This window comes from Weissella ceti (genome assembly GCF_018394055.1).
Classification (GTDB): domain Bacteria; phylum Bacillota; class Bacilli; order Lactobacillales; family Lactobacillaceae; genus Weissella; species Weissella ceti.
This window is the reverse complement of sequence record NZ_CP074441.1, coordinates 1,345,407-1,371,080: the sequence shown is the minus strand read 5'-3', so window position 1 is coordinate 1,371,080 and position 25,674 is coordinate 1,345,407. Positions and strand designations below refer to the sequence as shown.

27 protein-coding genes and 3 tRNA genes are annotated in these 25,674 nt (G+C 43.0%); all 30 read left to right on the top strand.

Annotation, left to right across the window (positions count from 1 at the left end):
- Window positions 1-68: 68 nt before the first annotated feature.
- The 30 genes from rbsK (at window position 69) to KHQ31_RS07040 (ending at window position 25,673) form a co-directional block, all read left to right on the top strand.
- A complete protein-coding gene (gene rbsK, locus KHQ31_RS07185; RefSeq protein WP_213408896.1) occupies window positions 69-1,001 on the top strand; it encodes a ribokinase in 933 nt (310 codons plus the stop codon).
- The gene (rpiA, locus tag KHQ31_RS07180) at window positions 1,001-1,690 is read left to right on the top strand and encodes a ribose-5-phosphate isomerase RpiA (RefSeq protein ID WP_213408895.1); all 690 of its coding nucleotides are present in this window, start codon (window positions 1,001-1,003) and stop codon (window positions 1,688-1,690) included. Before rbsK ends, rpiA begins: the two co-directional genes overlap by 1 nt.
- Window positions 1,691-1,844: 154 nt before the next feature.
- On the top strand, window positions 1,845-2,567 hold the full coding sequence (locus KHQ31_RS07175; RefSeq protein WP_213408894.1) for a MucBP domain-containing protein: 723 nt from the start codon (window positions 1,845-1,847) through the stop codon (window positions 2,565-2,567).
- Window positions 2,568-2,595: 28 nt separating this feature from the next.
- Complete coding sequence (manA, locus tag KHQ31_RS07170; RefSeq protein ID WP_213408893.1) at window positions 2,596-3,561, top strand: mannose-6-phosphate isomerase, class I; 966 nt, start codon at window positions 2,596-2,598, stop codon at window positions 3,559-3,561.
- Window positions 3,562-3,664: 103 nt separating this feature from the next.
- On the top strand, window positions 3,665-5,017 hold the full coding sequence (locus KHQ31_RS07165) for a MurT ligase domain-containing protein (protein WP_213408892.1): 1,353 nt from the start codon (window positions 3,665-3,667) through the stop codon (window positions 5,015-5,017).
- Window positions 5,018-5,021: 4 nt separating this feature from the next.
- Window positions 5,022-5,729 carry a type 1 glutamine amidotransferase gene (locus KHQ31_RS07160; RefSeq protein ID WP_213408891.1) on the top strand — a complete coding sequence of 236 codons (708 nt, stop codon included), beginning with the start codon at window positions 5,022-5,024 and terminating at the stop codon, window positions 5,727-5,729.
- Between the two features lie 169 nt (window positions 5,730-5,898).
- Window positions 5,899-6,495 (top strand): thymidine kinase, encoded by a 597-nt coding sequence (locus tag KHQ31_RS07155; RefSeq protein WP_213408890.1) that lies wholly within the window; start codon window positions 5,899-5,901, stop codon window positions 6,493-6,495.
- A 43-nt stretch (window positions 6,496-6,538) separates the two neighbouring features.
- Window positions 6,539-7,624 carry a peptide chain release factor 1 gene (prfA, locus tag KHQ31_RS07150; protein ID WP_213408889.1) on the top strand — a complete coding sequence of 362 codons (1,086 nt, stop codon included), beginning with the start codon at window positions 6,539-6,541 and terminating at the stop codon, window positions 7,622-7,624.
- A 5-nt stretch (window positions 7,625-7,629) separates the two neighbouring features.
- A complete protein-coding gene (prmC, locus tag KHQ31_RS07145) occupies window positions 7,630-8,487 on the top strand; it encodes a peptide chain release factor N(5)-glutamine methyltransferase (RefSeq protein WP_213408888.1) in 858 nt (285 codons plus the stop codon).
- A gap of 5 nt (window positions 8,488-8,492) precedes the next feature.
- Window positions 8,493-9,509: an L-threonylcarbamoyladenylate synthase gene (locus KHQ31_RS07140; protein WP_213409732.1), complete on the top strand. Its 1,017-nt coding sequence runs from the start codon at window positions 8,493-8,495 to the stop codon at window positions 9,507-9,509.
- A 70-nt stretch (window positions 9,510-9,579) separates the two neighbouring features.
- On the top strand, window positions 9,580-10,830 hold the full coding sequence (gene glyA / locus KHQ31_RS07135; protein ID WP_213408887.1) for a serine hydroxymethyltransferase: 1,251 nt from the start codon (window positions 9,580-9,582) through the stop codon (window positions 10,828-10,830).
- Between the two features lie 27 nt (window positions 10,831-10,857).
- Window positions 10,858-11,487 (top strand): uracil phosphoribosyltransferase, encoded by a 630-nt coding sequence (gene upp, locus KHQ31_RS07130; protein WP_213408886.1) that lies wholly within the window; start codon window positions 10,858-10,860, stop codon window positions 11,485-11,487.
- Window positions 11,488-11,690: 203 nt separating this feature from the next.
- The gene (locus tag KHQ31_RS07125; RefSeq protein WP_213408885.1) at window positions 11,691-12,101 is read left to right on the top strand and encodes a pyridoxamine 5'-phosphate oxidase family protein; all 411 of its coding nucleotides are present in this window, start codon (window positions 11,691-11,693) and stop codon (window positions 12,099-12,101) included.
- 214 nt (window positions 12,102-12,315) lie between these two features.
- Window positions 12,316-13,605 carry a solute carrier family 23 protein gene (locus KHQ31_RS07120; protein WP_213408884.1) on the top strand — a complete coding sequence of 430 codons (1,290 nt, stop codon included), beginning with the start codon at window positions 12,316-12,318 and terminating at the stop codon, window positions 13,603-13,605.
- A 334-nt stretch (window positions 13,606-13,939) separates the two neighbouring features.
- Complete coding sequence (gene atpB, locus KHQ31_RS07115; RefSeq protein ID WP_213408883.1) at window positions 13,940-14,647, top strand: F0F1 ATP synthase subunit A; 708 nt, start codon at window positions 13,940-13,942, stop codon at window positions 14,645-14,647.
- A gap of 36 nt (window positions 14,648-14,683) precedes the next feature.
- Entirely contained in the window at window positions 14,684-14,911 is a 228-nt protein-coding gene (gene atpE, locus KHQ31_RS07110; protein WP_213408882.1) for a F0F1 ATP synthase subunit C, read from the top strand.
- 23 nt (window positions 14,912-14,934) lie between these two features.
- Window positions 14,935-15,468 carry a F0F1 ATP synthase subunit B gene (gene atpF, locus KHQ31_RS07105; protein ID WP_213408881.1) on the top strand — a complete coding sequence of 178 codons (534 nt, stop codon included), beginning with the start codon at window positions 14,935-14,937 and terminating at the stop codon, window positions 15,466-15,468.
- Entirely contained in the window at window positions 15,452-15,997 is a 546-nt protein-coding gene (gene atpH / locus KHQ31_RS07100; protein WP_213408880.1) for an ATP synthase F1 subunit delta, read from the top strand. The genes atpF and atpH overlap by 17 nt, the downstream gene beginning before the upstream one ends.
- Before the next feature lie 42 nt (window positions 15,998-16,039).
- The gene (gene atpA, locus KHQ31_RS07095) at window positions 16,040-17,551 is read left to right on the top strand and encodes a F0F1 ATP synthase subunit alpha (protein WP_213408879.1); all 1,512 of its coding nucleotides are present in this window, start codon (window positions 16,040-16,042) and stop codon (window positions 17,549-17,551) included.
- A gap of 14 nt (window positions 17,552-17,565) precedes the next feature.
- Window positions 17,566-18,450 (top strand): F0F1 ATP synthase subunit gamma, encoded by an 885-nt coding sequence (locus KHQ31_RS07090; RefSeq protein WP_213408878.1) that lies wholly within the window; start codon window positions 17,566-17,568, stop codon window positions 18,448-18,450.
- A gap of 35 nt (window positions 18,451-18,485) precedes the next feature.
- Window positions 18,486-19,886, top strand: a complete 1,401-nt coding sequence (gene atpD / locus KHQ31_RS07085; protein ID WP_213408877.1) for a F0F1 ATP synthase subunit beta — start codon at window positions 18,486-18,488, stop codon at window positions 19,884-19,886.
- Window positions 19,887-19,903: 17 nt separating this feature from the next.
- The gene (locus tag KHQ31_RS07080; RefSeq protein WP_213408876.1) at window positions 19,904-20,323 is read left to right on the top strand and encodes a F0F1 ATP synthase subunit epsilon; all 420 of its coding nucleotides are present in this window, start codon (window positions 19,904-19,906) and stop codon (window positions 20,321-20,323) included.
- A gap of 154 nt (window positions 20,324-20,477) precedes the next feature.
- Complete coding sequence (locus tag KHQ31_RS07075; RefSeq protein ID WP_213408875.1) at window positions 20,478-21,698, top strand: D-alanyl-D-alanine carboxypeptidase family protein; 1,221 nt, start codon at window positions 20,478-20,480, stop codon at window positions 21,696-21,698.
- A 19-nt stretch (window positions 21,699-21,717) separates the two neighbouring features.
- Window positions 21,718-22,518 (top strand): M15 family metallopeptidase, encoded by an 801-nt coding sequence (locus KHQ31_RS07070; RefSeq protein WP_213408874.1) that lies wholly within the window; start codon window positions 21,718-21,720, stop codon window positions 22,516-22,518.
- Between the two features lie 79 nt (window positions 22,519-22,597).
- Complete coding sequence (locus KHQ31_RS07065) at window positions 22,598-23,239, top strand: deoxynucleoside kinase (protein ID WP_213408873.1); 642 nt, start codon at window positions 22,598-22,600, stop codon at window positions 23,237-23,239.
- A 12-nt stretch (window positions 23,240-23,251) separates the two neighbouring features.
- Window positions 23,252-24,535 carry a serine--tRNA ligase gene (serS, locus tag KHQ31_RS07060; RefSeq protein WP_213408872.1) on the top strand — a complete coding sequence of 428 codons (1,284 nt, stop codon included), beginning with the start codon at window positions 23,252-23,254 and terminating at the stop codon, window positions 24,533-24,535.
- A gap of 272 nt (window positions 24,536-24,807) precedes the next feature.
- A tRNA-Leu gene (locus KHQ31_RS07055) sits at window positions 24,808-24,889 on the top strand.
- Between the two features lie 3 nt (window positions 24,890-24,892).
- Window positions 24,893-24,965: transfer RNA gene (locus KHQ31_RS07050), tRNA-Thr, on the top strand.
- A 40-nt stretch (window positions 24,966-25,005) separates the two neighbouring features.
- Window positions 25,006-25,079 (top strand) — tRNA-Arg (locus KHQ31_RS07045).
- Between the two features lie 120 nt (window positions 25,080-25,199).
- Complete coding sequence (locus tag KHQ31_RS07040) at window positions 25,200-25,673, top strand: CtsR family transcriptional regulator (protein ID WP_213408871.1); 474 nt, start codon at window positions 25,200-25,202, stop codon at window positions 25,671-25,673.
- Window position 25,674: the final 1 nt, after the last annotated feature.

The following is a 25,674-nucleotide window of genomic DNA, read 5'->3' as shown; positions in this document are numbered from 1 at the left end:
TTATTATTGAAAATTTGTTAAAATAAATGTATTGACTAAAATGTGTCCCACATACTAAGGAGCAAGTTATGAATAAAGTCGTTGTTATCGGAAGTTTGAATATTGATGTTATCCAAAAGATGGCTCGTTTGCCTCGTCAAGGAGAAACATTAGGAATGATTGACCAAAGTACTAACTTTGGTGGTAAGGGTGCTAACCAAGCCGTTGCTGCTGCTCGTCAAGGGGCGGAAGTAGCCTTTGTTGGTGCTGTTGGTGATGATGGTCGTGGCCAAAGCTACATCGATCTTTTGAACGAAGAAGGTGTTGATACACAAAACATTTCAATCAAGGAAGATACTGCGACTGGAACTGCCTACATTATGTTGGAAGAAGATGGTCACAACACAATCTTGGTATACGGTGGAGCCAACCAAGAATTGACTGTTGCTGACGTTGAAGCAGCACGTGAAGTGTTGTTGGATGCTGACGTCGTTGTTGCGCAACTAGAAGTCCCACAAGCTGCTGTATTGGCTGGATTCAAGATTGCCCACGAAAACGGCGCAATGACATTGTTGAACCCAGCACCTGTTACAAGCCATGTTGACCCAGAATTGTTGGCACAAACTGACTTGTTGATCCCTAACGAAACGGAAGCAGCTGCATTGTTGGAAGCTGAAGCAACTACTGATGCTGCTGAATTGGCAGAACACATGTCACGTTTTGAAAACGAATTGGGTATCAAGCAAGTAATGGTTACGCTTGGTTCAGATGGTTCTTTCTATCATGTAAATGGAACTAACGGCGTTGTGCCAAGTTTCAAGGTTAAGGCAATCGATACAACTGCTGCGGGAGATACTTTCATTGGTAGTGTTGCAACTGTTTTGCAACCGGACTTCTCAGATGTTGAAAATGTAATCCGTCGTGCTAGTTTCGCAAGTAGCTTGGTTGTTTCACGTCCGGGTGCGATCCCAGCCATTCCATTCAAGCAAGAAATTGAAGATGGACTAAAGGAGCAAGCATAATGACTAACCTAGAAGTATTAGATGCACAAAAGAAGAAGGCTGCCCAAAAGGCTGCCTCATTGATGCCAAACAACGCCGTTATCGGATTGGGTACTGGAAGTACAGCTGCTCACTTTGTGCGTGCTTTGGCAGAACGTGTGAAGAACGAAGGACTTCAAATTGAAGCTGTTTCAACTTCATTCCGTACAGCTGACTTGGCGACTGAATTGGGTATCAAGGTTCTTGATATCGATGAAGTTAAGCACGTTGACGTCACTGTTGATGGTGCTGACGAAGTTGACCCAGCCTTGAACGGTATCAAGGGTGGTGGAGCAGCTTTGTTGTTCGAAAAGGTTGTTGCCATGATGTCAGATAAGAACATCTGGATTGTTGACTCATCAAAGTACCACACAGAATTGGGATCATTCTTGTTGCCAATCGAAGTGGTTAAGTTTGGTAGCCAACAAGTCTTCAACTTCTTGGCTGAAAAGGGATTGCAACCACAATGGCGTATGACTGATGCTGACGAAAAGTTGGCAACTGATTCAGAAAACTACATCATCGATGTGCAATTGCCAGCGGGAACTGATGTTTTGGCATTGGGAACTGAATTGAAGGCGATGACTGGTGTGGTTGAACACGGATTATTCTTGGAAATCTGTGACATGCTAATCATTGGTGGCGAAGAGATGGAAATAATCGAACGCTAAACCCGTAATTATTTAGATAATTAATGAAAACGACCTGTTTAAGAACAGGTCGTTTTTTTAATGTTTAAAAGCTGATAAAGGTACGGGCTAAACTTAAGGTAAATTGGTACAATAAGTAATAAGAGAAACTTTAGAGTTGAAAGGAAATGTCGACATGGTTGATGTGCGATTACAAGGGACACCGATTTGGGTGTATGCCAAAGATGTCAATACAAAGCTGTCGATTGCGCCACACCGTATTGTGGAAGGGGCAGTCGGGGATGCTTTTACAATTGAACCTGTAGAAATTGAAGGGTACCGTTTCGTTAAAGCGGAAGGTTCACCAACCGGTATTTTCAATATGGAAGGGCGTACGGTGACGTTCTATTACCGTCGTAATAGCTACATGGAAACGGAAGTCTTAGACGATAAGTATCTGCGTCTTTTCCGTGAAGTACCGACTTACACTGACTTGAAGAAGTCAGCACCGGCAATGCCGTTGTGGAATGGGACGGTTGTGAAGGTCGTGGAGCGTGTGGCCACAGCTGATGGGGAATTCTGGTATCAAATCGCTGATACGCGTTGGGTACCATTTAATTTGGAAACCATGCAATTGGTGAACAAGCCAGAATCAACCACTGCGCCAGACGTGACGCAACGTCCAACCACGCAATTGGATTTGCTGGCCCGTACAGCGGTTGAAAAGCATGGTGTTGTGGACTACGTTTCAACTAAGGATGTAACGGTGTATGATGTACCGTATGGAAAAGAAGTAGGGCGTGCTGTGCACGGACTACGTGTTGATATTGATGAAGTTGCACGTGATGCCGCGGGTGTAGAGTGGTATCATATTGTTGATTTAGGTTGGATTTCAAAAATTTATTTAAAGTTGGATTAAAACAATTATATTTAGGCGAGGTGACGTAATGATGGAACCGTTGATGTTAAATGCTGTTTTACAAGACAAGATGTGGGGCGGAACACGCCTCCACGAGCAATTTGATTTTGAACTACCGAGTGAACACACAGGTGAAGCCTGGGTGGCGTCGGGCCATGATCATGGTCTGACAGTTGTGAACAATGGACGTTTCAAAGGACAGACTCTCGCCCAACTTTGGCAAAGCGAACCTGCTTTGTTTGAAAATAAAGACGTAAATCGCCCTTTCCCATTATTGGTTAAGATTTTAGATGCGCAACAAAATCTATCTGTACAAGTTCATCCTGATGATGACTATGCAGAAGAACATGAGCATGAATTAGGTAAGACCGAGGCTTGGTACGTCTTGAATGCCGAACCAGGCGCTAAAATTTACTTCGGGCATAATGCCCAAACCCGTGAAGAATTTGCGGACATGGTTGATAATGGTCGATGGGATGACTTGTTGAAGACTGTGGATGTAGAAGTGGGGGAAGTGTTCTATGTACCAGCAGGTACATTGCACGCCCTTGGTGCTGGAGTAATGGTCTTGGAAGTACAAGAATCTTCAGATACAACTTACCGTGTCTACGACTTTGATCGTCGTGATGCTAAGACTGGAGAGCTTCGTGAATTACACCGCGATGCAGCGTTAGACGTTGTTACCGTGCCAGCCGTTGAACAAGAACCAATTGTCCAAATTGAATCACATCCTAGCTATGATGAAAGTCGTTTGGTTGAAGCACCAGCCTTTAATATCATAAAATGGGATATTCATGGTACGGTGGTGATGACGAAGGAAAACCCATACACCATTGTGACGACAATTGATGGTGCAGCGAATTTAATGGTAGGTAACCATACTTATCCATTGCGTCCAGGGACAACGTTTATTTTGCCAAGCGATGTACAACGTTGGACTTTGGAGGGAGAAGCAACTTTGATTGCGTCAACTCCGGGACCCGCTTCACTTTAATGTATGATTAAACCACATGCGATATCATCCAAATCAATGTGGTATGTTTAGATGGATGGAATTATGAAAAAGTCATGGCGGACATGACGTATAGGAGAGATAGATGACTTTACGAAGTTCGCTGGCAACAGCCGTAGGACGTAGTGCCTACTTTGTATTACATGATGTATTGAAGCGTGGTGGTTCATCATTGCCTGGAAAACTAGCAATGAAGATTGACCCACAAGTCATGAGCCATTTAGCTGAAAAGTACGATGTAATCTTGATTACAGGTACTAACGGTAAGACTCTAACAACAGCCTTAACAACACGTGTCCTACGTGAAGTGTACCCAGACGTGATTACTAATCCATCTGGATCAAACATGATGCAAGGTATCACGGGGACAATGTTGACAGCAAAGCCAAAGGACAAGAATGCACGTCCAATTGCTTTGTTAGAAGTTGACGAAGCCAACGTTGAAGAAGTTGCACGTCAATTGAAGCCAATGGCCTTTGTGTTGACAAACATCTTCCGTGACCAATTGGACCGCTATGGTGAAATTTACACAACTTACGAAAAGGTGCTAAAGGGAATTCGTTTGTTCCCAGAAGCCACTGTGATTGCGAATGCGGATTCACCTATTTTCTTGCGTGAAGAATTGCCAAATCCAAAGGTTTACTATGGTTTCAACCACGTACCTGCGGATGGTGATATGCATGCGCCAAGCAACACGGATGGTGTGTTGTCACCAACTAATAACTCAATCTTGCACTACCACTTTATGACCTACGGAAATCAAGGTTACTACTTTAGTAAGACTGATGATTTCAAGCGTCCTGAGTTGGATTACGCTGTGACGAAGTTAACTGAAATGACACCACAATCATCAACGTTTGAAATTGATGGCACACCATTCAAGATTGAAATTGGTGGGATGTACAACATCTATAACGCACTAGCTGCTTATGCAGTTGGTCGCTTTATGGGCGTTGATGTGCCACATGTGCAACATGCTTTCACATCAAATGCACAAATTTTTGGACGTCAAGAAACGATTCAAGTTGAAGACAAGGTCGTTACAATCGTCTTGATTAAGAATCCGGTTGGTGCAAACCAAGTCATTGATATGATGAAGACGGATGACCAACCATTCTCATTGATGACTTTGTTGAACGCGAACTATGCCGATGGAATCGACACAAGTTGGATCTGGGATGCAGACTTTGAATCATTGCATGATACAGGTATTTCTGCCGTTTCAACTGGTGGAGAACGATACAAGGATATGTACGTTCGTTTGAAGATGGCTGGCTTTGGTGATCACCCCATCTATCCTAATTTGAAGGATGTTTTGGGCGCTATTAAAGAAATGCCAACTGAACACGTATATGTTGCGGCCACATACACGGCTATGATGCAATTGCGTGAAGAAATGAAGCAAGCTGGTTACATTAAGGCTGAAAAGGAGGCGTAAGCGAATGACTGAATATAAGCTAAATATTGCGCACCTTTACGGTGACTTGATGAACACGTATGGTGACTATGGAAACGCCGTTTCTTTGGGTTACTACGCGAAGCAATTGGGTGTTGAAGTTGAAACTGAAATCATCTCATTGGGTGATAAGTTTGATGCTAAGGCATACGACTTCGTTCTATTTGGTGGAGGACAAGACTACGAACAAATGATCGTGTCTAAGGACCTACCAAGTAAGGCTGATGCCATCAAAGAATACATCGAAGGTGATGGACCTTTGTTAGGTGTCTGTGGTGGTTTCCAATTGTTGGGTGATTACTTCATTTTAGCTGATGGTACGCGTGTTGAAGGTATCAAGGCGATGGGACATTACACTTTGAACCAACCAAACGGTCGTTTCATTGGGAATGTTATCATTGAAGACCCAACTAACGGGGATGTTTACCGCGGGTTTGAAAATCACCAAGGACGTACATTCCTTGATGACAAGCAACGCCCACTTGGTGAATTGAAGCAAGGTAAGGGAAACAATGGTGAAGATGGTGGTGAAGGACTTGTTTACCGTAATGTTTACGGAACGTACTTCCACGGACCTATCTTTGCACGTAATGGAAACCTAACTTTGCGTGTCTTGGAGAAGATGTTGAACCGTCGTTATCCAGACGTTGATTGGCACAGTCAAATCGAAAAGATTGAGCCTGAATTCTACTAAATAAAAGTTAAATTGAAGACGAGTTATTTACGCAATTAAAACGTAGATAACTCGTCTTGTTTTATTATGTAATCAATTTGCTCAGATGCTTTTTTTATAGGCTAAATTTCGTTATACTGGTAAACAGGACTAAAACGGCATTCAGCTGAATTTGAGAGGAGTACACGACATGGCACAACTATTTTTCAGACACGGGGCAATGGCCAGCGGAAAGAGTATTGAAATTCTAAAGGTTGCTCATAACTATGAAACACAAGGACGTCATGTTTTGTTGCTAACTAGTGCGTTAGACAACCGTACTGAAATTGGTACGATTGCATCACGTATTGGGATGCAACGTCCAGCTCGTGCAATCTCAGATGCAGATGATTTGTTTGCCTTGATTAGTGGCGAAGAAGATATTGCGGCCGTATTGATTGATGAAGCGCAATTCATGACACCAGAACAAGTGTTGCAACTAACCCATGTTGTGGATGACTTGAATATTCCAGTTTTGGCATTTGGTTTGAAGAATGATGCTTTCAACCACTTGTTTGCAGGATCAGAAGCTTTGTTGATTTACGCTGATAAGATCGAAGAAATGAAGACATTGTGCTCATTCTGTGGTCGTAAGGCAACAATGAACCTACGTGTAGCTGACGGCAAGCCAGTTTACGAAGGTGCGCAAGTTCAAATTGGTGGGGATGAATCTTATCTACCTGTTTGTCGTCGTCACTACAACGCGCCAGATCTTGACGTACTGCAAGAACGTTTTGGTAAGAAGTAGTTTTAAAACCAATAAATAAAAAGATTAAAGAAGGATAAACACCATGAATGAAATTTTTGAACGAGTGCAAGCCGTCGTTGATCGTTATGATGAAATCAGTGAAATGATTTCTGACCCAACAATCATCGCAGACACAAAGCGCTTTATGGCCCTTTCTAAAGAAGAAGGTCAACTACGTGAAACTGTGGAAGCCTACCGTAACTACCAAGAAACAATCGAAGAATTGGAAGCTAACCAAGAAATGCTAGCTGAAGAAGACTTGGATTCAGAAATGGAAGAAATGACAAAGGCTGAAATCAAGGAACTTCGTGCAACTAAGGAAGAACTAGAAGAAAAGTTGAAGGTTCTTTTGTTGCCTAAGGACCCTAATGATGACAAGAACATCATCATGGAAATCCACGGAGCCGCTGGTGGAGATGAAGGAGCTTTATTCGCTGCGAACTTGTACGACATGTACGTGCGTTTTGCGGAACGCCAAAACTGGAATGTTGAAATCATTGACGAAAACAAGACAGAAATTGGTGGATACAAGGAAATCGTTTTGATGATCACTGGGGACAACGTTTACTCAAAGTTGAAGTTTGAAAACGGAGCCCACCGTGTGCAACGTGTGCCTGAAACAGAATCAGCTGGACGTGTGCACACATCAACTGCCACAGTTGGTGTGATGCCAGAATACGAAGACGTTGATATCGAAATCGAAGACAAGGACTTGCGTGTCGATGTTTACCGTGCCTCAGGGGCCGGGGGACAACACGTTAACAAGACGTCTTCAGCCGTTCGTATGACCCACTTGCCAACTGGAATTGTTGTTGCGATGCAAGACCAACGTTCACAACAACAAAACCGTTTGAAGGCGATGGAAATCATGAAGGCGCGTGTGTACGATCACTACGCCTCACAAAACGAAGCTGAATATGCTGAACAACGTAAAACTGCCGTTGGTAGTGGAGATCGTTCAGAACGTATCCGTACTTACAACTACCCACAAAACCGTGTGACTGACCACCGTATTGGTTTGACTTTGAACAAGTTGGACCGTGTTATGAACGGTGAATTGGCTGACGTGATTGACGCCTTGGTGATTGCTGACCAAACAGCGAAGCTTGAAGCCTTGAAGCAAGGGTAATTGCAATGTTAGAGGAACAATGGACCATCCAAGCAGTGCGTGACTGGGGAGATTGGCAACTTGAACCTTACGTACATGATAAGACTGAACGTATTGCTCAACTAGAATACCTATTAACGGGGATGCTAGATTGGAATTACAGTCAATTATCAAATAATATGAATACAATTTTAGAAGATCATTTACGTCTTCGTTTTATGGTTGCGGTGCGTGCCATTAAGGGCGGTCAACCGGTGCAATATGCACTAGGACATGCTAATTTTTACGGCCGTGAATTTAACGTGGATAGCCGTGTGCTAATTCCACGTCAAGAAACTGAAGAATTAGTTGAATGGATTCTAAATACGCAACCGAAAACAGAATTGTCAGTCCTGGATATTGGGACTGGTTCAAGTGCAATTGCGACAACGCTGGCCGTTGAACGACCAATATGGAAAGTCACTGCCAGTGATATCTCAACAGATGCACTAGAAGTGGCTAAGAGCAATGCGGAACAATTCAATGCTGATGTAACTTTCGTTGAAAGTGATCTGTTTAGTTCTATTGAAGGGCAATATGATGTGATTGTAAGTAATCCACCATATATTGCTGATTCTGAAGAAGACCAGATGGATACATCAGTAATTGGCTTTGAACCACACTTAGCTTTGTTTGCTGATGATGAAGGGCTAGCTTTGTATAAGAAGATGGCGGCAGATTTGTTGACATACTTGAAGCCAAGCGGACAAGCCTTTTTTGAAATTGGTTACCAACAAGGGCCAACCTTAGTTGCGCTCTTTGAAACATTACCAAATGTGACCGTGACACTTAAGCAAGACATGAGTGGGCATGATCGCATGATTCGTGTGCAACGGGAGGGATAAATATGATGGAAACAAAGATTTGGACATCATCAGAACTTTCAGCAGCCGTATCAGCTATCAAAGCCGGTCAGCTTGTGTCATTTCCAAGTGAAACTGTTTATGGACTAGGGGCGAATGCCTTTGATGAAGTGGCAGTTAAAAATGTTTACGCTGCAAAGGGGCGTCCATCCGACAATCCTTTGATCGTGCACGTCGCTGATATTGAACAAGTATCAGACTTTGCACAAGTAAATGAATGGGCAGAAAAGTTGATGAAACAATTCTGGCCAGGACCACTAACCATGATTTTGCCAGTCCAACCAGATGCATTATCTGAAACGGTAACTGGTGGATTGGATACAGTGGCAATCCGTATGCCTGATAATGATGTTACGCGTCAATTGATTCGTGATGCTGGGGTGCCAATTGTTGGGCCATCAGCTAATACATCAGGCCGTCCATCACCAACACTTGCGACGCACGTTTATCATGACTTGCAAGGCAAGATTGCGGGAGTTGTGGATGATGGGGCGACGATGATTGGGGTTGAATCAACGATCATCGACCTATCTACGGATCAACCAGCTGTTTTGCGTCCAGGAAAGATTACACCAGAGGAGTTAGCCGAAGTACTTGGTACGGACGTTATCTCTGAAGTAACGATGAAGGATGCATCTGCAGCGCCGAAAGCCCCAGGGATGAAGTACCGTCATTATGCACCTGATAAGGATGTCTATATGGTTGGTGCGGATGAATGGGCAGATGTCTTGGCTTGGGTGGACGAACAAGACCAACCAGTTGGTCTGATGATGCCAGCACAAGCCATGACACAACACAAGGTTGACGATGCTTGGTCATTGGGTGAAGATGTAAACAGTGCGATGGCACAATTGTTTGCGGGTCTTCGTCATTTTGATGGTCAAGCAGACGTGAAAACTATTTTTGTGGCTGATTTCGTGCGCGACTCTACTCATGCTGCCTACAACAACCGTTTGTTGAAAGCATCAGGTGGACATCGTGCGACGGAACTATGGACAGATTAGTCTCACGTGAGTACAATTGAGTAAGCTTATACAGTGGGTATGATATAAAATTTCACGGAGGTGTACCACTATGACAAATTATCGAGAATATGATCCAGAACTATGGCAAGCAATTGACCGCGAAGCCGTTCGCCAAGAACGCAACATTGAGTTGATCGCGTCAGAAAACATTGCATCTGCTGGTGTGCGCGCAGCACAAGGAAGTATCCTAACGAACAAGTATGCGGAAGGGTACCCTGGCAAGCGTTACTACGGTGGGACAGAATTCATTGACCAAGTTGAACAATTAGCAATTGATCGTGCCAAGGAATTGTTTGGTGCAGAATATGCGAACGTGCAACCACATTCAGGTTCTCAGGCGAATGCAGCGGTTTACGCAGCTTTGCTACAACCAGGGGATGATGTACTAGGAATGGATTTGAACGCAGGGGGGCACTTGACTCACGGTTCACCAGTTAATTTTTCAGGTAAGCTTTACAACTTCCACGATTACGGTCTAAACGACGAAGAATTGTTGGACTATGACCAAATTCAAGCTTTGGCTGATGAATTCAAGCCTAAGTTGATCGTGGCCGGTGCCTCAGCATACTCACGTTTCATTGATTTCGCGCGTTTGCGTGAAATTGCGGATTCAGTTGATGCGTACTTGATGATTGATATGGCGCACATCGCCGGTCTAATCGCCGCCGGTGTACACCCATCACCAATCCCATACGCTGACGTTGTTACAACGACAACACACAAGACATTGCGTGGACCACGTGGTGGAATGATCTTGGCTAAGGAAGAACTAGGTAAGAAGTTGAACTCTGCCATCTTCCCTGGTACACAAGGTGGGCCTTTGGAACATGTGATTGCTGGTAAGGCAGTTGCATTCTACGAAGACATGCAACCAGAATTCAAGGCATACGGTCAACAAATTGTGGCCAATGCTAAGGCGATGGTTGAAGTCTTCCAACAATCAGACCTTGTTCGTGTTATTTCAGGTGGAACAGACAACCATTTGTTCAACTTGGACCTAACACCAACTGGTTTGACTGGTAAGGAAGCACAAAACTTGTTGGATTCTGTGCAAATCACAACTAACAAGGAAGCTATTCCAAAGGAACCGCGTAGTCCATTCGTGACATCTGGTATCCGTATCGGAACACCAGCCATTACAACCCGTGGCTTTAAAGAAGCAGAATCAGCATTAGTTGCTGAACTTGTTTTGGAAGCGTTGGCGCATCCAGAAGATGAAGAAATTCTGCAAGGGGTTGCTAAGAAAGTCCGTGAATTGACGGATCGTTTTCCATTAAGTGAAATCGAGCACGCCGAATAAATTAATTATTTAGATAGGAGCTACGTTATGAGCAAATTAACAGTATTCGAACATCCACTAATTCAACACAAGTTGACAATTATCCGTAATAAGGAAATTGGAACAAAGGAATTCCGTGAACTAGTTGACGAAATTTCTTCATTGATGGCTTACGAAGTAACTCGTGACCTACCAATGACTGAAATTGATGTGGAAACACCAGTTGCCTGGACAATTCAAAAGACTTTGGCAGGTAAGAAGTTGGCTATCGTGCCTATCTTGCGTGCTGGTCTTGGTATGGTGGACGGAATCATGAAGCTTATCCCTGCTGCTCGTATTGGGCACATCGGTATGTACCGTGATGAAGAAACACTAGAACCAGTTGAATACTTCTTGAAGTTGCCAGAAGACATCGACCAACGTGAAGTTTTGATGGTTGACCCAATGCTTGCAACGGGTGGATCAGCAGACATGGCGATTGATGCTTTGAAGAAGCGTGGCGCAAAGAAGATCAAGTTGATCACAGTTGTTGCTGCACCTGAAGGTGTCGCTGCTGTGCAAAAGGCTCACCCAGATGTTGACATTTATACTGCTGGTTTGGACGATGGTCTAAACGAAGCTGGATACATTGTTCCTGGACTAGGGGATGCTGGAGACCGTTTGTACGGAACTCACTAATTAATTAAAGAACACCTTAGGGTGTTCTTTTTTTATGGCCTAAAACCGAAGGTATTTAAATAAAGTCATTATATTAGGGGCTAGTTCTGAATTTTGCGTATCTTTTAAATGACAATTATTGTTTTAGTAAATTTAGAGCACAAATGGGTTTGTTTAATTGTGATAGAATGCAATTAAATACAAAGTTAATGGGGGATTTTACAATGGCAAATTTAGTAGAGTATCTTTCTGAAGCACATCAATTGATGAGTTTCGCAACAGTAGCAGACAACCACCCATCAGTGCGCACTGTCGGATTTGGTTATGATGAAGCTGAGCCAGGTGTGTTTTACATTGTAACCAAGCCTGAATCTACTAAGGTTGGTGAAATTGAAGGCAATGGAAACGTCGCTTTCTCAACATTCCCAGGAGCTGGTGGTAAGCGTGTTTCAACGAATCAAGCGGTTGCCAAGGTATCAGATAAGCCGTTTTCAGCAATTGCGCACTTGTTTGCAGATAATGCTGGTTGGAAATCTGGACATCCGCATCCAGAAGAAGAAACGATTTTGGAAGTTCATGTAAAGTCTGTTTTACTTGAATCATTCGTTGAAGCGCCTGAAAGTATAGCGTTTTAAAACTCGTTAAACTTTTACTTGATTAGTAAAAACAATCGGGATATAATTTAACAAGCGAAACGCATCTTTAATTCAATCCCGAGAGATTGAAAAGTTGAACGTTAATACCGCGCACTTTGAGTGTGGGGCTATTGAAGTAAAAGACTGATGCAAAATACTGCATCAGTCTTTTTTTTGAGGATAGAGATGCGCGCCTATATGAAGGAGATTTATCATGGAACAACATCGCGACGTCGTTTTGGATGTTAACGAGAAGCCAGGCCTATTCCAATGGGTTGGTTTGTCATTGCAACACCTATTTTCAATGTTTGGTTCAACGGTCTTGGTACCGTTGTTGGTTGGTTTGAACCCAGGAATTGCTTTGTTCAGTTCAGGGGTTGGAACGCTATTACATATTTGGATCACACAAGGTAAGATTCCAGCGTACATGGGATCAAGTTTTGCCTTCATCATTCCAATGATTGCTTTGATGCAAACAACTGGTTATCCAGGAGTTGCAGCCGGGGTTATCTCAGTTGGTTTGGTTTACATGATTGTGGCCATCTTGGTTGCTTTGATTGGAACTGACTGGATCCACAAGTTGCTACCACCTGTTGTTGTGGGCCCAATCATCTTGGTGATTGGATTGTCATTGTCAGGAGCAGCTGCTTCATCAGCAACTTTGTTGGATGGACAATATGACTGGCGTGTCTTCACAGTTTCAATGATTACCTTGGCTGCGGCAATTATCTTCAATATGTTCCTAGGTGGTTTCCTAGGTTTGATTCCAATCTTGCTTGGAATTGTTGTTGGGTACATCGCAGCCTTGGCCTTTGGTTTGGTTGATCTACAACCAGTTGCGAATGCGGCTTGGTTCGCTTTGCCTGACTTTGATATTCCATTCTTGGATTACCAACCTAAGTTCTACTGGAATGCCATTATCGTTATGGCGCCGTTGGCATTGGTTACAATGACAGAACACTTGGGCCACTTGATGGTGCTTGATGATTTGACTAAGCGCGATTACTTCCGTGATCCAGGACTACAACGTACGCTTGCAGGTGACGGAGCGGCATCAATGTTTGCCGGACTTGTTGGTGGTCCAGCTGTAACATCATACGGTGAAAACATCGGAGTTATGGCGATCACTAAGGTTCACTCAGTCTACGTATTGATTGGGGCTGCAATCTTCGCCATCGGGTTCTCATTTGTTGGAAAGTTGTCAGCATTGATTCAAACAATTCCAGGCGCTGTGTCTGGTGGAATTTCATTCTTGTTGTTTGGGGTTATCGCGGTATCAGGATTGCGTATCTTGATTGATAACAAGGTTAACTTTGATATCAAGCGTAACATGATGATTGCGTCACCAGTTATGGTTATCGGAATCGGAAACGCCTACCTACAACTAGGAACTGGCGATGGTGTGGTGCAATTCTCAGGTGTCGCGATTGCTACAGTTATGGCGATTGTCCTAAACTTGATTTTGCCACAACAATCAGTATCTGAAAAAGAATTAGCTGACTAAATAAGTGATTTTAAAAAGTTGAGAAAAGAGTTCACAAAATGTGAGCTCTTTTTTTAATTCTTAAAATATAGCTGGAAAGCAAGTTATAACGGGGTTTGGCATGAATTTTCAGCCTAATTTGCGACTTCTTTGTAAAATGATTTAAAAAAAGTTTGTGAATTTATGCGCTTGAAAACGCCTGTTTATCGCCTTTTTTAAAGTGACAAGAAAAAATAGCAATTTTTAAAGTTGAATTTGTGAAAGAAAGGGGCTAATATAAGGGGGTATTAGCCGAGAACAACACGCCGATTACATGCGCGCTCGCTGATTTAAAAAATTAAGGAGGTGAAGTTCTGTGGAAGAGACCGCATCATTTAGTATTGCGGGACTGATCTTTGACTGGCCGGCCGTGATTTCGATTACCTTTGCAATGGCAGTGATTTTCTTTGGTTTACTTTGGTTATCACATAAGATAACAATGAAGCCAACCAAGAAACAAAATGCCCTTGAAATGGTTATTGAATTTACAAATGGTATTGTCGAAGGTTCATTGCCAAATAAGACAGGAAACGATTTAAAGTTCTATGCGTTTATGTTGTTCATGTTCGTGTTTGTTTCGAATCAAGTTGGTTTGTTCTTACACGTTGGATATGACGGTGTAACGTATCTAAAGAGTGCGACAGCGGATCCGCTAGTTGCCTTTACGTTAGCTTTAATTTCAGTCGGATTAGCTCATTTCTTGAGTGTAAACAAGCTTGGTTTCAAAGGATACATCAAAAATGTATACCTAAGTCCATACCCAGCTTTATTACCAATTAATTTGATTGATCAGTTTACTAGTTTTATGACGTTAGGATTGCGTCTGTTTGGTAATATTTTCGCCGGAGAAATGCTACTAGCATTGCTTTGGGAGTTTGCCAGTTCTGCAGGATTATTAACACTTGTACCAGGGATGTTTATGACCATTGTTTGGGTCGGCTTCTCATTGTTTATTGGTGCAATTCAAGCGTATGTCTTTGTAACACTTACTAGCGTATATGTTGCTGAAAAGATGGAAGCATAATATAAAATTTTTTATTATTTAAATGGAGGAATACTCATGTTGACAGGAAGTATTGCAATGATCGGTGTAGGTCTTGCCGCAGCTGGTGCTGCTATCGGTGGTGGAATTGGTAACGGAATCGTTATCTCAAAGATGTTGGAAGGAATGGCTCGCCAACCTGAACTTGAAGGTAAGCTACGTTCAAACATGTTTATCGGGGTTGCCTTGGTCGAAGCCGTGCCAATCATCACAATCGCCATTGCGTTCATGTTGTTGAACAAGTAATTTAATCAATGGAGGCCAACTAAATGTTGAATCAATTTAGCCTGTTAGGTACTGGTGATGGGTTGGCTTTGGGGAACATGTTGTATCTATTAGTAGCATTTGCAGTTTTGATGGTACTAGTTAAGATATTTGCCTGGGGCCCAGTTACCCAAATGATGGACGAACGTGCTAAGCGTGTTGCTCATGATTTGGATTCTGCGGAAGAGGCACGAATTGAAGCGCAAGCTTTGCAACAAGAACGCCAAGCAGCCTTGGTTGCTGCGCGTAATGATGCTAACCGTATCATCGCGGATGCCAAAGCAGCAGGAACCGCACAAATGGAACAAATTGTCGCTGAAGCACAAACTAAGGCACAAGATGTTCAAACACAAGCAGCGGCGCAAATCGCGCAAGATCGTCAAGAAGCCTTGAACGCTGCTAAGAATGATGTCGCAGAACTTTCTATCACAATCGCGCAAAAAATGATGCAAAAGGAACTTGATATTCAAGAACAAAAAGCATTGATTGATGCGTATATTGATGGGTTAGGAGCGCAAGCAAATGGTAAGCAACAATAAAGTAACGACGGCAAAAAGCTATGCTGTTGCTTTGTTTGAGCTATCACATGCGGATAACGCAGATAGTGTTACTTTAGAGGAACTTCAAGTCCGTGTTGCAGCTTTATCAACTGATGAAGCACTACTAACGGCGTTGCAATCACCACAAGTACCAGCGTCTGTTAAGGCAGATGTTATGAAAACTATCTCAACGGATATGACACCACTAGGTGCTCGTTTCTTGGGATTGGTATTTGAAAATGGGCGCATCGGTGACTTGTCATTGATCGTTGATGCCTACCGTGCATTGGTAGACGAAGATCAAGGACGTGTCACAGCAGAAGTAACCACTGTGGTTGCATTAGATGATGCACAACGTGCGCGTCTAACTTTAAAGTTAAAAGAACAATTTAACGCTAACGAAATTGTCTTAGTCGAAAAGATTGACCCATCAATTATTGGTGGCGTCATTGTACAAGCAAATAACACCACAATGGATGGATCAATTGCTGCTAAGTTGGCAAAGGTTCGCCAATTGATTGTGGATTAATAACTAGTAGATAAACGAGTGAAAGTACGAGGAAGAATTGATATGAGCATTAAAGCAGAAGAAATCAGTTCTCTCATCAAGGCACAATTAGCTAACTACACAGAGAACTTGGATGTTCAAGAAACTGGAACAGTAACATACGTTGGTGACGGAATTGCCCGTGTTGACGGATTGGAAAATGTTCTTTCTGGCGAACTAGTTACTTTTGCAAGTGGCGTATATGGTATGGCACAAAACCTAGAAGAAAATAACGTTGGTATTATTATTCTAGGGCGTTACGATGACATTCACGAAGGTGATGTTGTAACGCGTACAGGGCGTGTCATGGAAGTGCCTGTTGGTGAAGAAATGATTGGACGTGTTGTGAACGCATTGGGACAACCAGTCGATGGATTGGGACCAATCAACACAACAAAGACTCGTCCAGTAGAAACTAAGGCCCCTGGAGTTATGGAACGTAAGTCAGTTTCAGAACCACTACAAACTGGATTCAAGGCGATTGACGCATTGGTTCCAATTGGACGTGGTCAACGTGAATTGATTATCGGAGACCGTAAGACAGGTAAGACATCAGTTGCGATTGACACAATCTTGAACCAAAAGGGTCAAGACATCATCGCGATTTATGTTGCAATTGGTCAAAAGGACTCAACAGTGCGTACACAAGTTGAAACTTTGCGTCGACTTGGTGCGTTGGACTACACAATCGTGATCACAGCTGGTCCTTCAGAACCAGCACCATTGCTATACCTAGCACCTTATGTTGGGGCAGCGATGGGTGAAGAGTTCATGTACAACGGAAAGCATGTTGTGGTGGTTTATGATGACCTATCAAAGCAAGCTACGGCGTACCGTGAGCTGTCATTGATCTTGCGTCGTCCGCCAGGTCGTGAAGCGTACCCAGGTGACGTCTTCTACTTGCACTCACGTTTGTTGGAACGCGCTGCGCGTTTGTCTGACGAATTGGGTGGTGGATCAATGACTGCTTTGCCAGTTATTGAAACACAAGCTGGTGACGTTTCTGCGTACATCCCAACTAACGTTATCTCAATCACTGACGGACAAATCTTCCTTGATTCAGATATGTTCTACGCTGGTGTACGTCCAGCCATCGACGCTGGTACTTCTGTGTCACGTGTTGGTGGAGACGCCCAAATCAAGGCAATGAAGAAGGTTTCTGGAACATTGCGTCTAGACCTAGCTTCATACCGTGAATTGGAATCATTTGCGCAATTCGGTTCTGACTTGGACGAAGCCACACAAGCTAAGCTTGCTCGTGGTCGTCGTACAGTTGAATTGTTGAAGCAACCATTGCACGCACCAATGGCCGTGGAAGACCAAGTTATGGTCTTGTACGCCTTGACTCGTGGATTTATTGATGACGTTGCAATTGAAGATATTGCACGTTTCCAAGAAGAATTGATCAGTGCTATGCATGCGTCACACACAGACTTGTTGCAAGTTATCTTGCAAACAAAGGACTTGCCAGACACTGATTTGATGGATAATGCTTTGGCTGAATTTAAGGCAACTTTTACAGGCAGCCAAAACTAAAGTAGGAGGGCGAAATGGGAGCTTCTTTACAAGAAATTCAACACCGTATCAGCTCAACGAAAAATACCCGCCAAATTACGAGTGCCATGCAAATGGTCTCAACGGCAAAATTGGGTAAAATTCAACGTTCAGGGCAAGGGTATAAGACCTACGCCCAACATCTACACAATGTGGTTGCGCATTTAGCGCAAGCTAAGTTGTCAAATGTTGGTGACACACTATTAGAAAAGCGTGAAGTGAAGCAAGTCGGGTACTTGGTGATCACGTCAGACCGTGGTTTAGTTGGTGGATATAACTCTACTTTGCTAAAGGCTGTCTTGGCTGACATGCAAGACCGTGAATTAGACCGTGACCAAATTGTTATTCTAGCAGTTGGTGGAAACGGCGCTGATTTCTTCAAGAAGCGTGGCTTTAATGTGGCGTATGAATACCGTGAAGTACCTGATGTGCCTGTCTTTAATGAAGTACGTGATATCGTGAAGATGGTTACGGCGATGTACAACAACGAAGTCTTTGACGAGTTGCAAGTTGCCTACCAACACTTCGTATCACGTGTTTCTAACGAAGTCACGATTAACCAATTCCTACCTGTTAACACAGAAGGAATGGAAGTAGAATCTGATGAATCTGGTATCCAACCTGAGTATGAATTTGAACCATCACCGGAACAAATTCTAAACGTGGTTTTGCCACAATATGCGCAAAGCCTCATCTATGGCGCAATCCTAGATGCAAAGACAGCTGAACACGCTGCCTCTGTTAACTCTATGTCTGCGGCTTCAGATAATGCGAAGGAAGTTATCGATAAGTTGGAACTACAATTCAATCGTGCACGTCAGAGTGCAATTACGACTGAAATTACAGAAATTACAGGTGGAATGGCAGCGCTTGAAAAGTAGCGCGTCTTCCATATGAGACATAGAAAGGAAGCACAATGAGTAACGGACAAATTGTTCAAGTCATTGGACCAGTTGTCGATGTGGCCTTTCCAACTGGAACACCTATGCCAGCGATTAACAACGCATTGCTTGTTGATCTTGGGGATGGTCAAAAGTTGACGGTCGAAGTATCGATTGAACTTGGTGACGGAGTTGTACGTACAATTGCGATGGACTCTACAGACGGACTACAACGTGGAATGGCAGTTACTGACACAGGGGCACCTATCGAAGTGCCTGTTGGAGAAGCAACGCTTGGACGTGTGTTGAACGTTTTGGGTGATCCAGTGGACAACGGTGAAGCATTTGCAGATGATGCAATGCGTATGCCAATCCACCGTGCAGCACCAGCTTATGATGAACTAACAACATCAGTTGAAGTTTTGGAAACAGGGATTAAGGTTATCGACTTGTTGGCACCTTATATCCGTGGTGGAAAGATTGGATTGTTCGGTGGAGCCGGAGTTGGTAAGACTGTCTTGATCCAAGAATTGATCCACAACATTGCACAAGGACACAATGGAATTTCTGTCTTTACTGGGGTCGGAGAACGTACCCGTGAAGGTAACGACATGTATCACGAAATGAAGGAATCAGGCGTATTGTCTCAAACAGCCATGGTCTATGGTCAAATGAACGAGCCGCCTGGAGCACGTATGCGTGTTGCCTTGACTGGATTGACAATTGCGGAATACTTCCGTGATGTTAACCACCAAGACGTGTTGTTGTTCATCGACAACATCTTCCGATTCACACAAGCTGGATCTGAAGTTTCTGCCTTGCTAGGTCGTATTCCATCAGCCGTTGGTTACCAACCAACATTGGCGACTGAAATGGGACAATTGCAAGAACGTATTACGTCAACTAAGAATGGATCAATTACGTCTATCCAAGCCGTTTACGTGCCTGCCGATGACTATACTGACCCAGCGCCTGCGACAACATTTGCCCACTTGGATGCCACAACTAACTTGGAACGTTCTTTGACTCAACAAGGAATTTACCCTGCCGTGGATCCATTGGCTTCTACATCAACGGCTTTGACACCTGAAATCGTTGGACAAATGCATTACGAAGTAGCGTCAGAAGTACAACGTACTTTGCAACGTTATCGTGAATTGCAAGACATCATCTCAATCCTAGGAATGGATGAATTGTCTGATGAAGAAAAGACAATCGTTAACCGTGCGCGTCGTATCCAATTCTTTTTGTCACAACCATTCTCTGTTGCGGAAACCTTTACTGGGGTCCAAGGAGAATACGTGCCAGTTGCGGAAACAGTTCGCAGTTTCAAGGCTATCCTTGATGGTGAATTTGACCAATACCCAGAAGAAGCGTTCCGTAACGTGGGAGCGATTGAACAAGTGGCCCAAAAAGCTGAAAAGCTAAAGGGTTAACCTAAAGGAGGTCGCCGATGTTAGAAAAGCACACCTTTGCGGTTGATGTCGTAACGCCTGATGGCGATGTCTTTACTTACGCAGATGCGACGATGGTCGTTTTACACACAGTTAGTGGTGAAACGGGTGTCATGGCAAACCACACACCATTTATTTCAGCGTTGACGATCAGTGAAGTTAAGATCGAAAACAAGGCTGAAGGATTTGAAAAGTTGATTGCGGTCAATGGTGGTTTTGCGGAATTTTCAAATAATCTATTAACTATTGTTGCGGATGCAGCGGAACGTGCGGAGACGATTGACGTTGCTCGTGCGAACGCAGCTCGTGAACGTGCCGAACGTCATTTGCGTGAAGCACACAGCAAGCGTGAATCAGAACGTGCCGAAGCAGCTTTGCGTCGTGCCGTGAATCGTATTCATGCCGCAACTGGTAAATAATTAAACATAAAACCCTGAGGTATTCACTAAGATATCTCAGGGTTTTATTGTGCTTACAAAAAAGAAAACAACAGATGAAGTTGTATTCATAGTCGATTAACACCTAACAACAGCGTATAATGTTTAATGATAGATTTTTCGAATGGAGAACAATATGAAGCGATTTAAGAAAATGATGATGACATTGTTTGCTTTGGGATTAGTCCTTGCGCCAATGTCAGCGTCAGCGGCTGTGTTTAAGCCAGAAACGAAGAGTAGTGCGGCGTTGTTGATTGATTTGAATACTGGTCGTGTGCTTGCTGACAAGAACAGCAACGAACGTCTACCGCTAGGATCAGTTTCTAAGCTAGTAGTGGCTTACTTTATTGAAGAAGCCGTAGCAGATGGTAAATTGTCATGGGACCAAAAGATTAAGATCAAGCCTAAGTTCGTAGAATACAGTCATGACTTGTCCGTTGCGACGGTACCTTTGTATTCGGAAGGGGAATACACACTGCATGATTTGATGAATGCAACGTTGATTCCATCAAGTAACAGTGCGTCACTAGTCTTGGCTGATTTGATTGCTGGGGATCAAGAAAAGTTTAACCAAATGGCTAATGAAAAATTAGCTAGTTGGGGAATTCCAAACGCGAACTGGTCATCTGCCAGTGGTTTGCCAGTTGGCGCGCTAGGACCATTCCAAACAGATACATATCATGAAGATGAAATGAACCGTTTGTCAGCTCGTGAAGTAGCTATTATTGCAGGTCGTCTACTGCAAGATCATCCACACGTTTTGACATTCAATGGAACAGTTACCGCACCATTCCCTGATGGGAAAGGCGGCAGTGTAACGTTGGAAAATACAAATAAGTTGTTGGAAGACCCAGATTACGATGTTGAGGGGATGAAGACTGGAACCATTTTGGAATATGGTAAAAATTTAGTTGCGAAGACGAAGATTCATGGTGTGCCAGTTCTGTCTGTACTTTTGAATGCGAAGCCTGCAGATAGCGAAACTGAATTGTTTGTTTCATCTAAGAATATGTGGAACCAAGCAAGTGAAGCATTGGTCGCAGAAATAGCACCGAAGGGAATGTCACTAGGTGAAGTGAAAGAAAAGACAGCAAATATTGGCATTGTGAAGGTTGATTTAGCTGACGAACACAAGTACCTGCTAGGAAAGAACGAAGAAAAGCCAAGTTTTACTGATGTAAAGTTGAACGGAGAAGCCCCATTTAAGGCTGGACAAAAGATTGGAACAGCAACATGGGATTTTGCTGGAAAGCCAGATTTCTTTTTGCCGGAAGTTGGATCAGTAGCTGTACAAGCAACTGAAAAGACTGATGAAGCCAATTGGTTTGTTCGTACATGGCGTGCTATTTTTAATTAATGTCTAGGGGGACGGAGATTTGAATAAGAATATGAAGGCGTTGCTAAGTGTTGTGTTGATTTTATTGGGTGGTTTCTGGTTTTATCAACAAGCGATGACACCAGTGAAGTTGGACTCTACTAAAGAAGCTGTTAAAAACGAAGAAAACAAAAAGACACCACGTCTTGAAGCGGAACATAAAGAAGCGGCTAAGCAAAAGCAAGCATCTGAATTACCTGCTTCAGCGGATGAAAAGAATCCAGCCTTGGTGCTTGTCAATAAAGAGCACCCTTTGAAAGAAGAAATTAACTTCGAAAAGGCTGAAATGCGTGGTGTGCCATACAATGGCTTGATGACACAAGCGCTAACTGATTTTGTTAAGGGAGCTGCGCAAGCTGGTGTGCCAGTAACAATTGTTTCAGCTTATCGTTCAATCGCTTACCAACAAACAGTTATTGATACACAAGTAAAGCAATACTTGGATCAAGGTAAGAGTGAAGATGAAGCGATGAAGTTGACGTTGCAATATATTCAAACACCAGGGGCCAGTGAACATCATACTGGTTTGGGTGTTGATATTATGGCTGACGAATACTGGAACGTACATCATGCTTTGAATCCTGAAGCTGATGAAACAAAGTCACAACAATGGTTGATCAAGCACGCGCCTGATTATGGTTTGGTTTTGCGTTACCCTAAGTCTAAAGAAGCTCGTAAGAGCACTGGGATTGAGTATGAGAGTTGGCATTTCCGTTATGTAGGTGTGGAAAACGCTAAGTACATGGCTGAAAATGACCTAACTCTAGAACAATACTGGGAATTAATGGACGCAAAGAAGTAATAAACCGCAGTAAATCTGACAGTTAACGCTTTTTTTGATAAAATAAGCGTTATAAAAATAAAGAAAGTAGGACGAAGCAATGATCGTATTGTCTGGAACAATTGGGGCAGGGAAAACAAGTCTAACGACGATGTTGGCAGAGCATCTAGGAAGTGATGCTTTTTACGAATCGGTAGATGACAATCCAATCTTGCCATTATTTTACGAAGATCCGCAACGATACGGATTCTTGTTGCAAAACTACTTCTTGAACAAGCGTTTGGAAAACATCAAAGATGCGCGTGTGCAAAAGTTAAACATTATTGATCGTTCGATCTATGAAGATCGTTTGTTGTTCCAACTAAACGCAGATTTGAATCGTGCAACACAAACAGAAGCAGAGATTTACGCTGATTTGTTGAACAACATGATGGAAAAAATTGAATCTTCAACAGAACAAAAAGATCCTGATTTGTTGATTCACATTTCTGTTAGCTTCGATAAGATGCTAGAACGTATTAAGAAGCGTGGTCGTGATTTCGAACAACTAGACAATGACTCTAGTTTGTTTGAATACTACAAGGAATTGAACCAACGTTACACAGATTGGTTTGAAGCTTATGATCGTTCGCCTAAGTTGCAAATTAATGGGGATGAATACGACTTCGTTGAAGACCCAAAGGCGCGTGAAGAAGTTTTGGCAATTATTGACGCTGAATTAGAGAAACTAAACCTACGTTAGGAGTGGAGACACATGATTGATATTAAGTTGATGCGTAGTAACGCAGAAGAAGTAAAGGAACGTTTGGCAACTCGTGGAGTTGATGGGGCAACTATCGACGCTATCTTGGCTGATGACGTTAAGCGTCGTGACTTGTTGGTCCGCGTTGAAGAATTGAAGGCACGCCGTAACACTGTGTCTGATGAAATTGGACAAAAGAAGCGTAACAAGGAAGATGCTTCTGAAACAATTGCAGAAATGCAAGCTGTCTCAGCTGAAATTCGTGAATTGGATGAACAAGTTACAGCGCTAGAATCAGCAATCGAAAACCGTATGTTGATGCTACCTAACTTGCCAAACCCAGGAATCCCTGTAGGAGCTGATGAAGAAGCGAACCGTTTGGAACGTACGATTGGTGAAGTTCGTCAATTCGACTTCAAGCCAAAGGCCCACTACGAACTTGGTGAAGACCTAGGAATTTTGGACTGGGAACGTGGAGCTAAGGTTTCTGGTGCGCGTTTTGTCTATTATGTAGGTCAAGGTGCTCGTCTAGAACGTGCCGTGTACAACTTCATGTTGGATCAACACCAACAAGAAGGTTACAAGGAAATGATCACACCATACATGGTTAAGGACGCTGCTATGTTTGGAACTGGTCAATATCCTAAGTTTGAAGAAGATGCTTACCGTATGAAGGGTGACGAAGGTATGACTTTGATCCCAACTGCGGAAGTGCCTTTGACTAACTTCTACCGTGAAGAAATCTTGGACGCTGAAAAGTTGCCAATCTCATTGACTGCTGTTTCACCATCATTCCGTCAAGAAGCTGGTTCAGCAGGACGTGACACACGTGGACTAATCCGTATGCACCAATTCAACAAGGTTGAAATGGTTAAGTTTGCTAAGGCAGACGAATCATACGATGCATTGGAACAAATGGTTACTGATGCAGAAAACATCTTGCAAAAGCTAGAATTACCATACCACGTCTTGACTTTGTCTACAGGAGACATGGGATTCTCAGCAGCCAAGACATATGACTTGGAAGTCTGGATGCCAGAACAAGAACTATACCGTGAAATTTCTTCTGTATCTAACACAGAAAACTTCCAAGCTCGTCGTGCACGTATTCAATACCGTGACGAAGATGGAAAGCTGCAATTTGCTCACACATTGAACGGATCTGGACTTGCGGTTGGTCGTACAGTAGCAGCTATTTTGGAAAACTACCAAAATGAAGATGGAACAGTTACTATTCCAACTGCATTAGTACCTTACTTTGGGGCCGAAAAGATTGTTCCTGAAGACCAAATCTAGTCATATACCCAGTTAAAACAACTGAAAACGACTAAAAATAGAATAAAAGTGATTAAAACAGCAATTATCTTAGATAATTGCTGTTTTTTTATCAAAAAAGGGTTGCATAAACAAAAAGAGGTGTGTATTATAGGTTAAGTGCTAAGGGGGAAACAACTTAGCCACCTGGTTCGAAAAACTTTTAAAAAATATTTCGAAAGAAACGTTGACAAAAGTTGCTGAGCTTGATATGATTAATAAGTTGTCTCAGGTAGATGAGACAAAAAGCGTATGCGGATGTGGCGGAACTGGCAGACGCGCTGGATTTAGGTTCCAGTGCCTTCGGGCGTGCAGGTTCGATTCCTGTCATCCGCATTTGCCGACTTAGCTCAGCTGGCAGAGCACTTCACTAGTAATGAAGGGGTCGCTGGTTCGAATCCAGTAGTCGGCATTTGGGAGTATATCTCTCAAATTAAAAAAATTAATAATATGCACCTATAGCGCAATTGGATAGAGTGTCTGACTACGAATCAGAAGGTTGCAGGTTCGACTCCTGCTAGGTGCATTCTTAAAAAACGATCAAGTTTACTTGGTCGTTTTTTTGTCGCCTTTTCAGACTTTGACTATTATTGACATTAGTAAATGAGTTGGCGTATAATTTTGGACAACAAAAGCGGGAGGGACAATGATGAACAATATTTCAGATCAAATTGAAGCTTATCTCAAGAGTTTGTTGTCAGAATCAGATCAGATTGAATTGAATCGTTCAGCTTTAGCTGAAAAGTTCGATGTTGTACCATCTCAAATTAATTATGTGATGCGAAGCCGTTTCTCTTTGCAGAATGGCTATGTCGTTGTTTCTAAACGTGGTGGTCGTGGTTTTATTCGGATTGAACGTGTACATCTTAAACAAGAGTCTGAACGCTTTGACGACTTGATCGAACAAGTAGGTCAAGTCGTGACGATCCAGCAAGCAGAAGCGGTTTTAGGGTGCTTAGTGCGGGATAGTTTGATCACTGAACATGAAGCGATGCTGATGCGTACTTTGTTTGATAAAGATGCGCTGGCAGTAACAGGGATGACTGCAGAAAATCGTCTTCGTGCCCGTTTATTACATCAATTATTGAATCGATTAAAATTTGAAAGTGAGCGTGACTAAG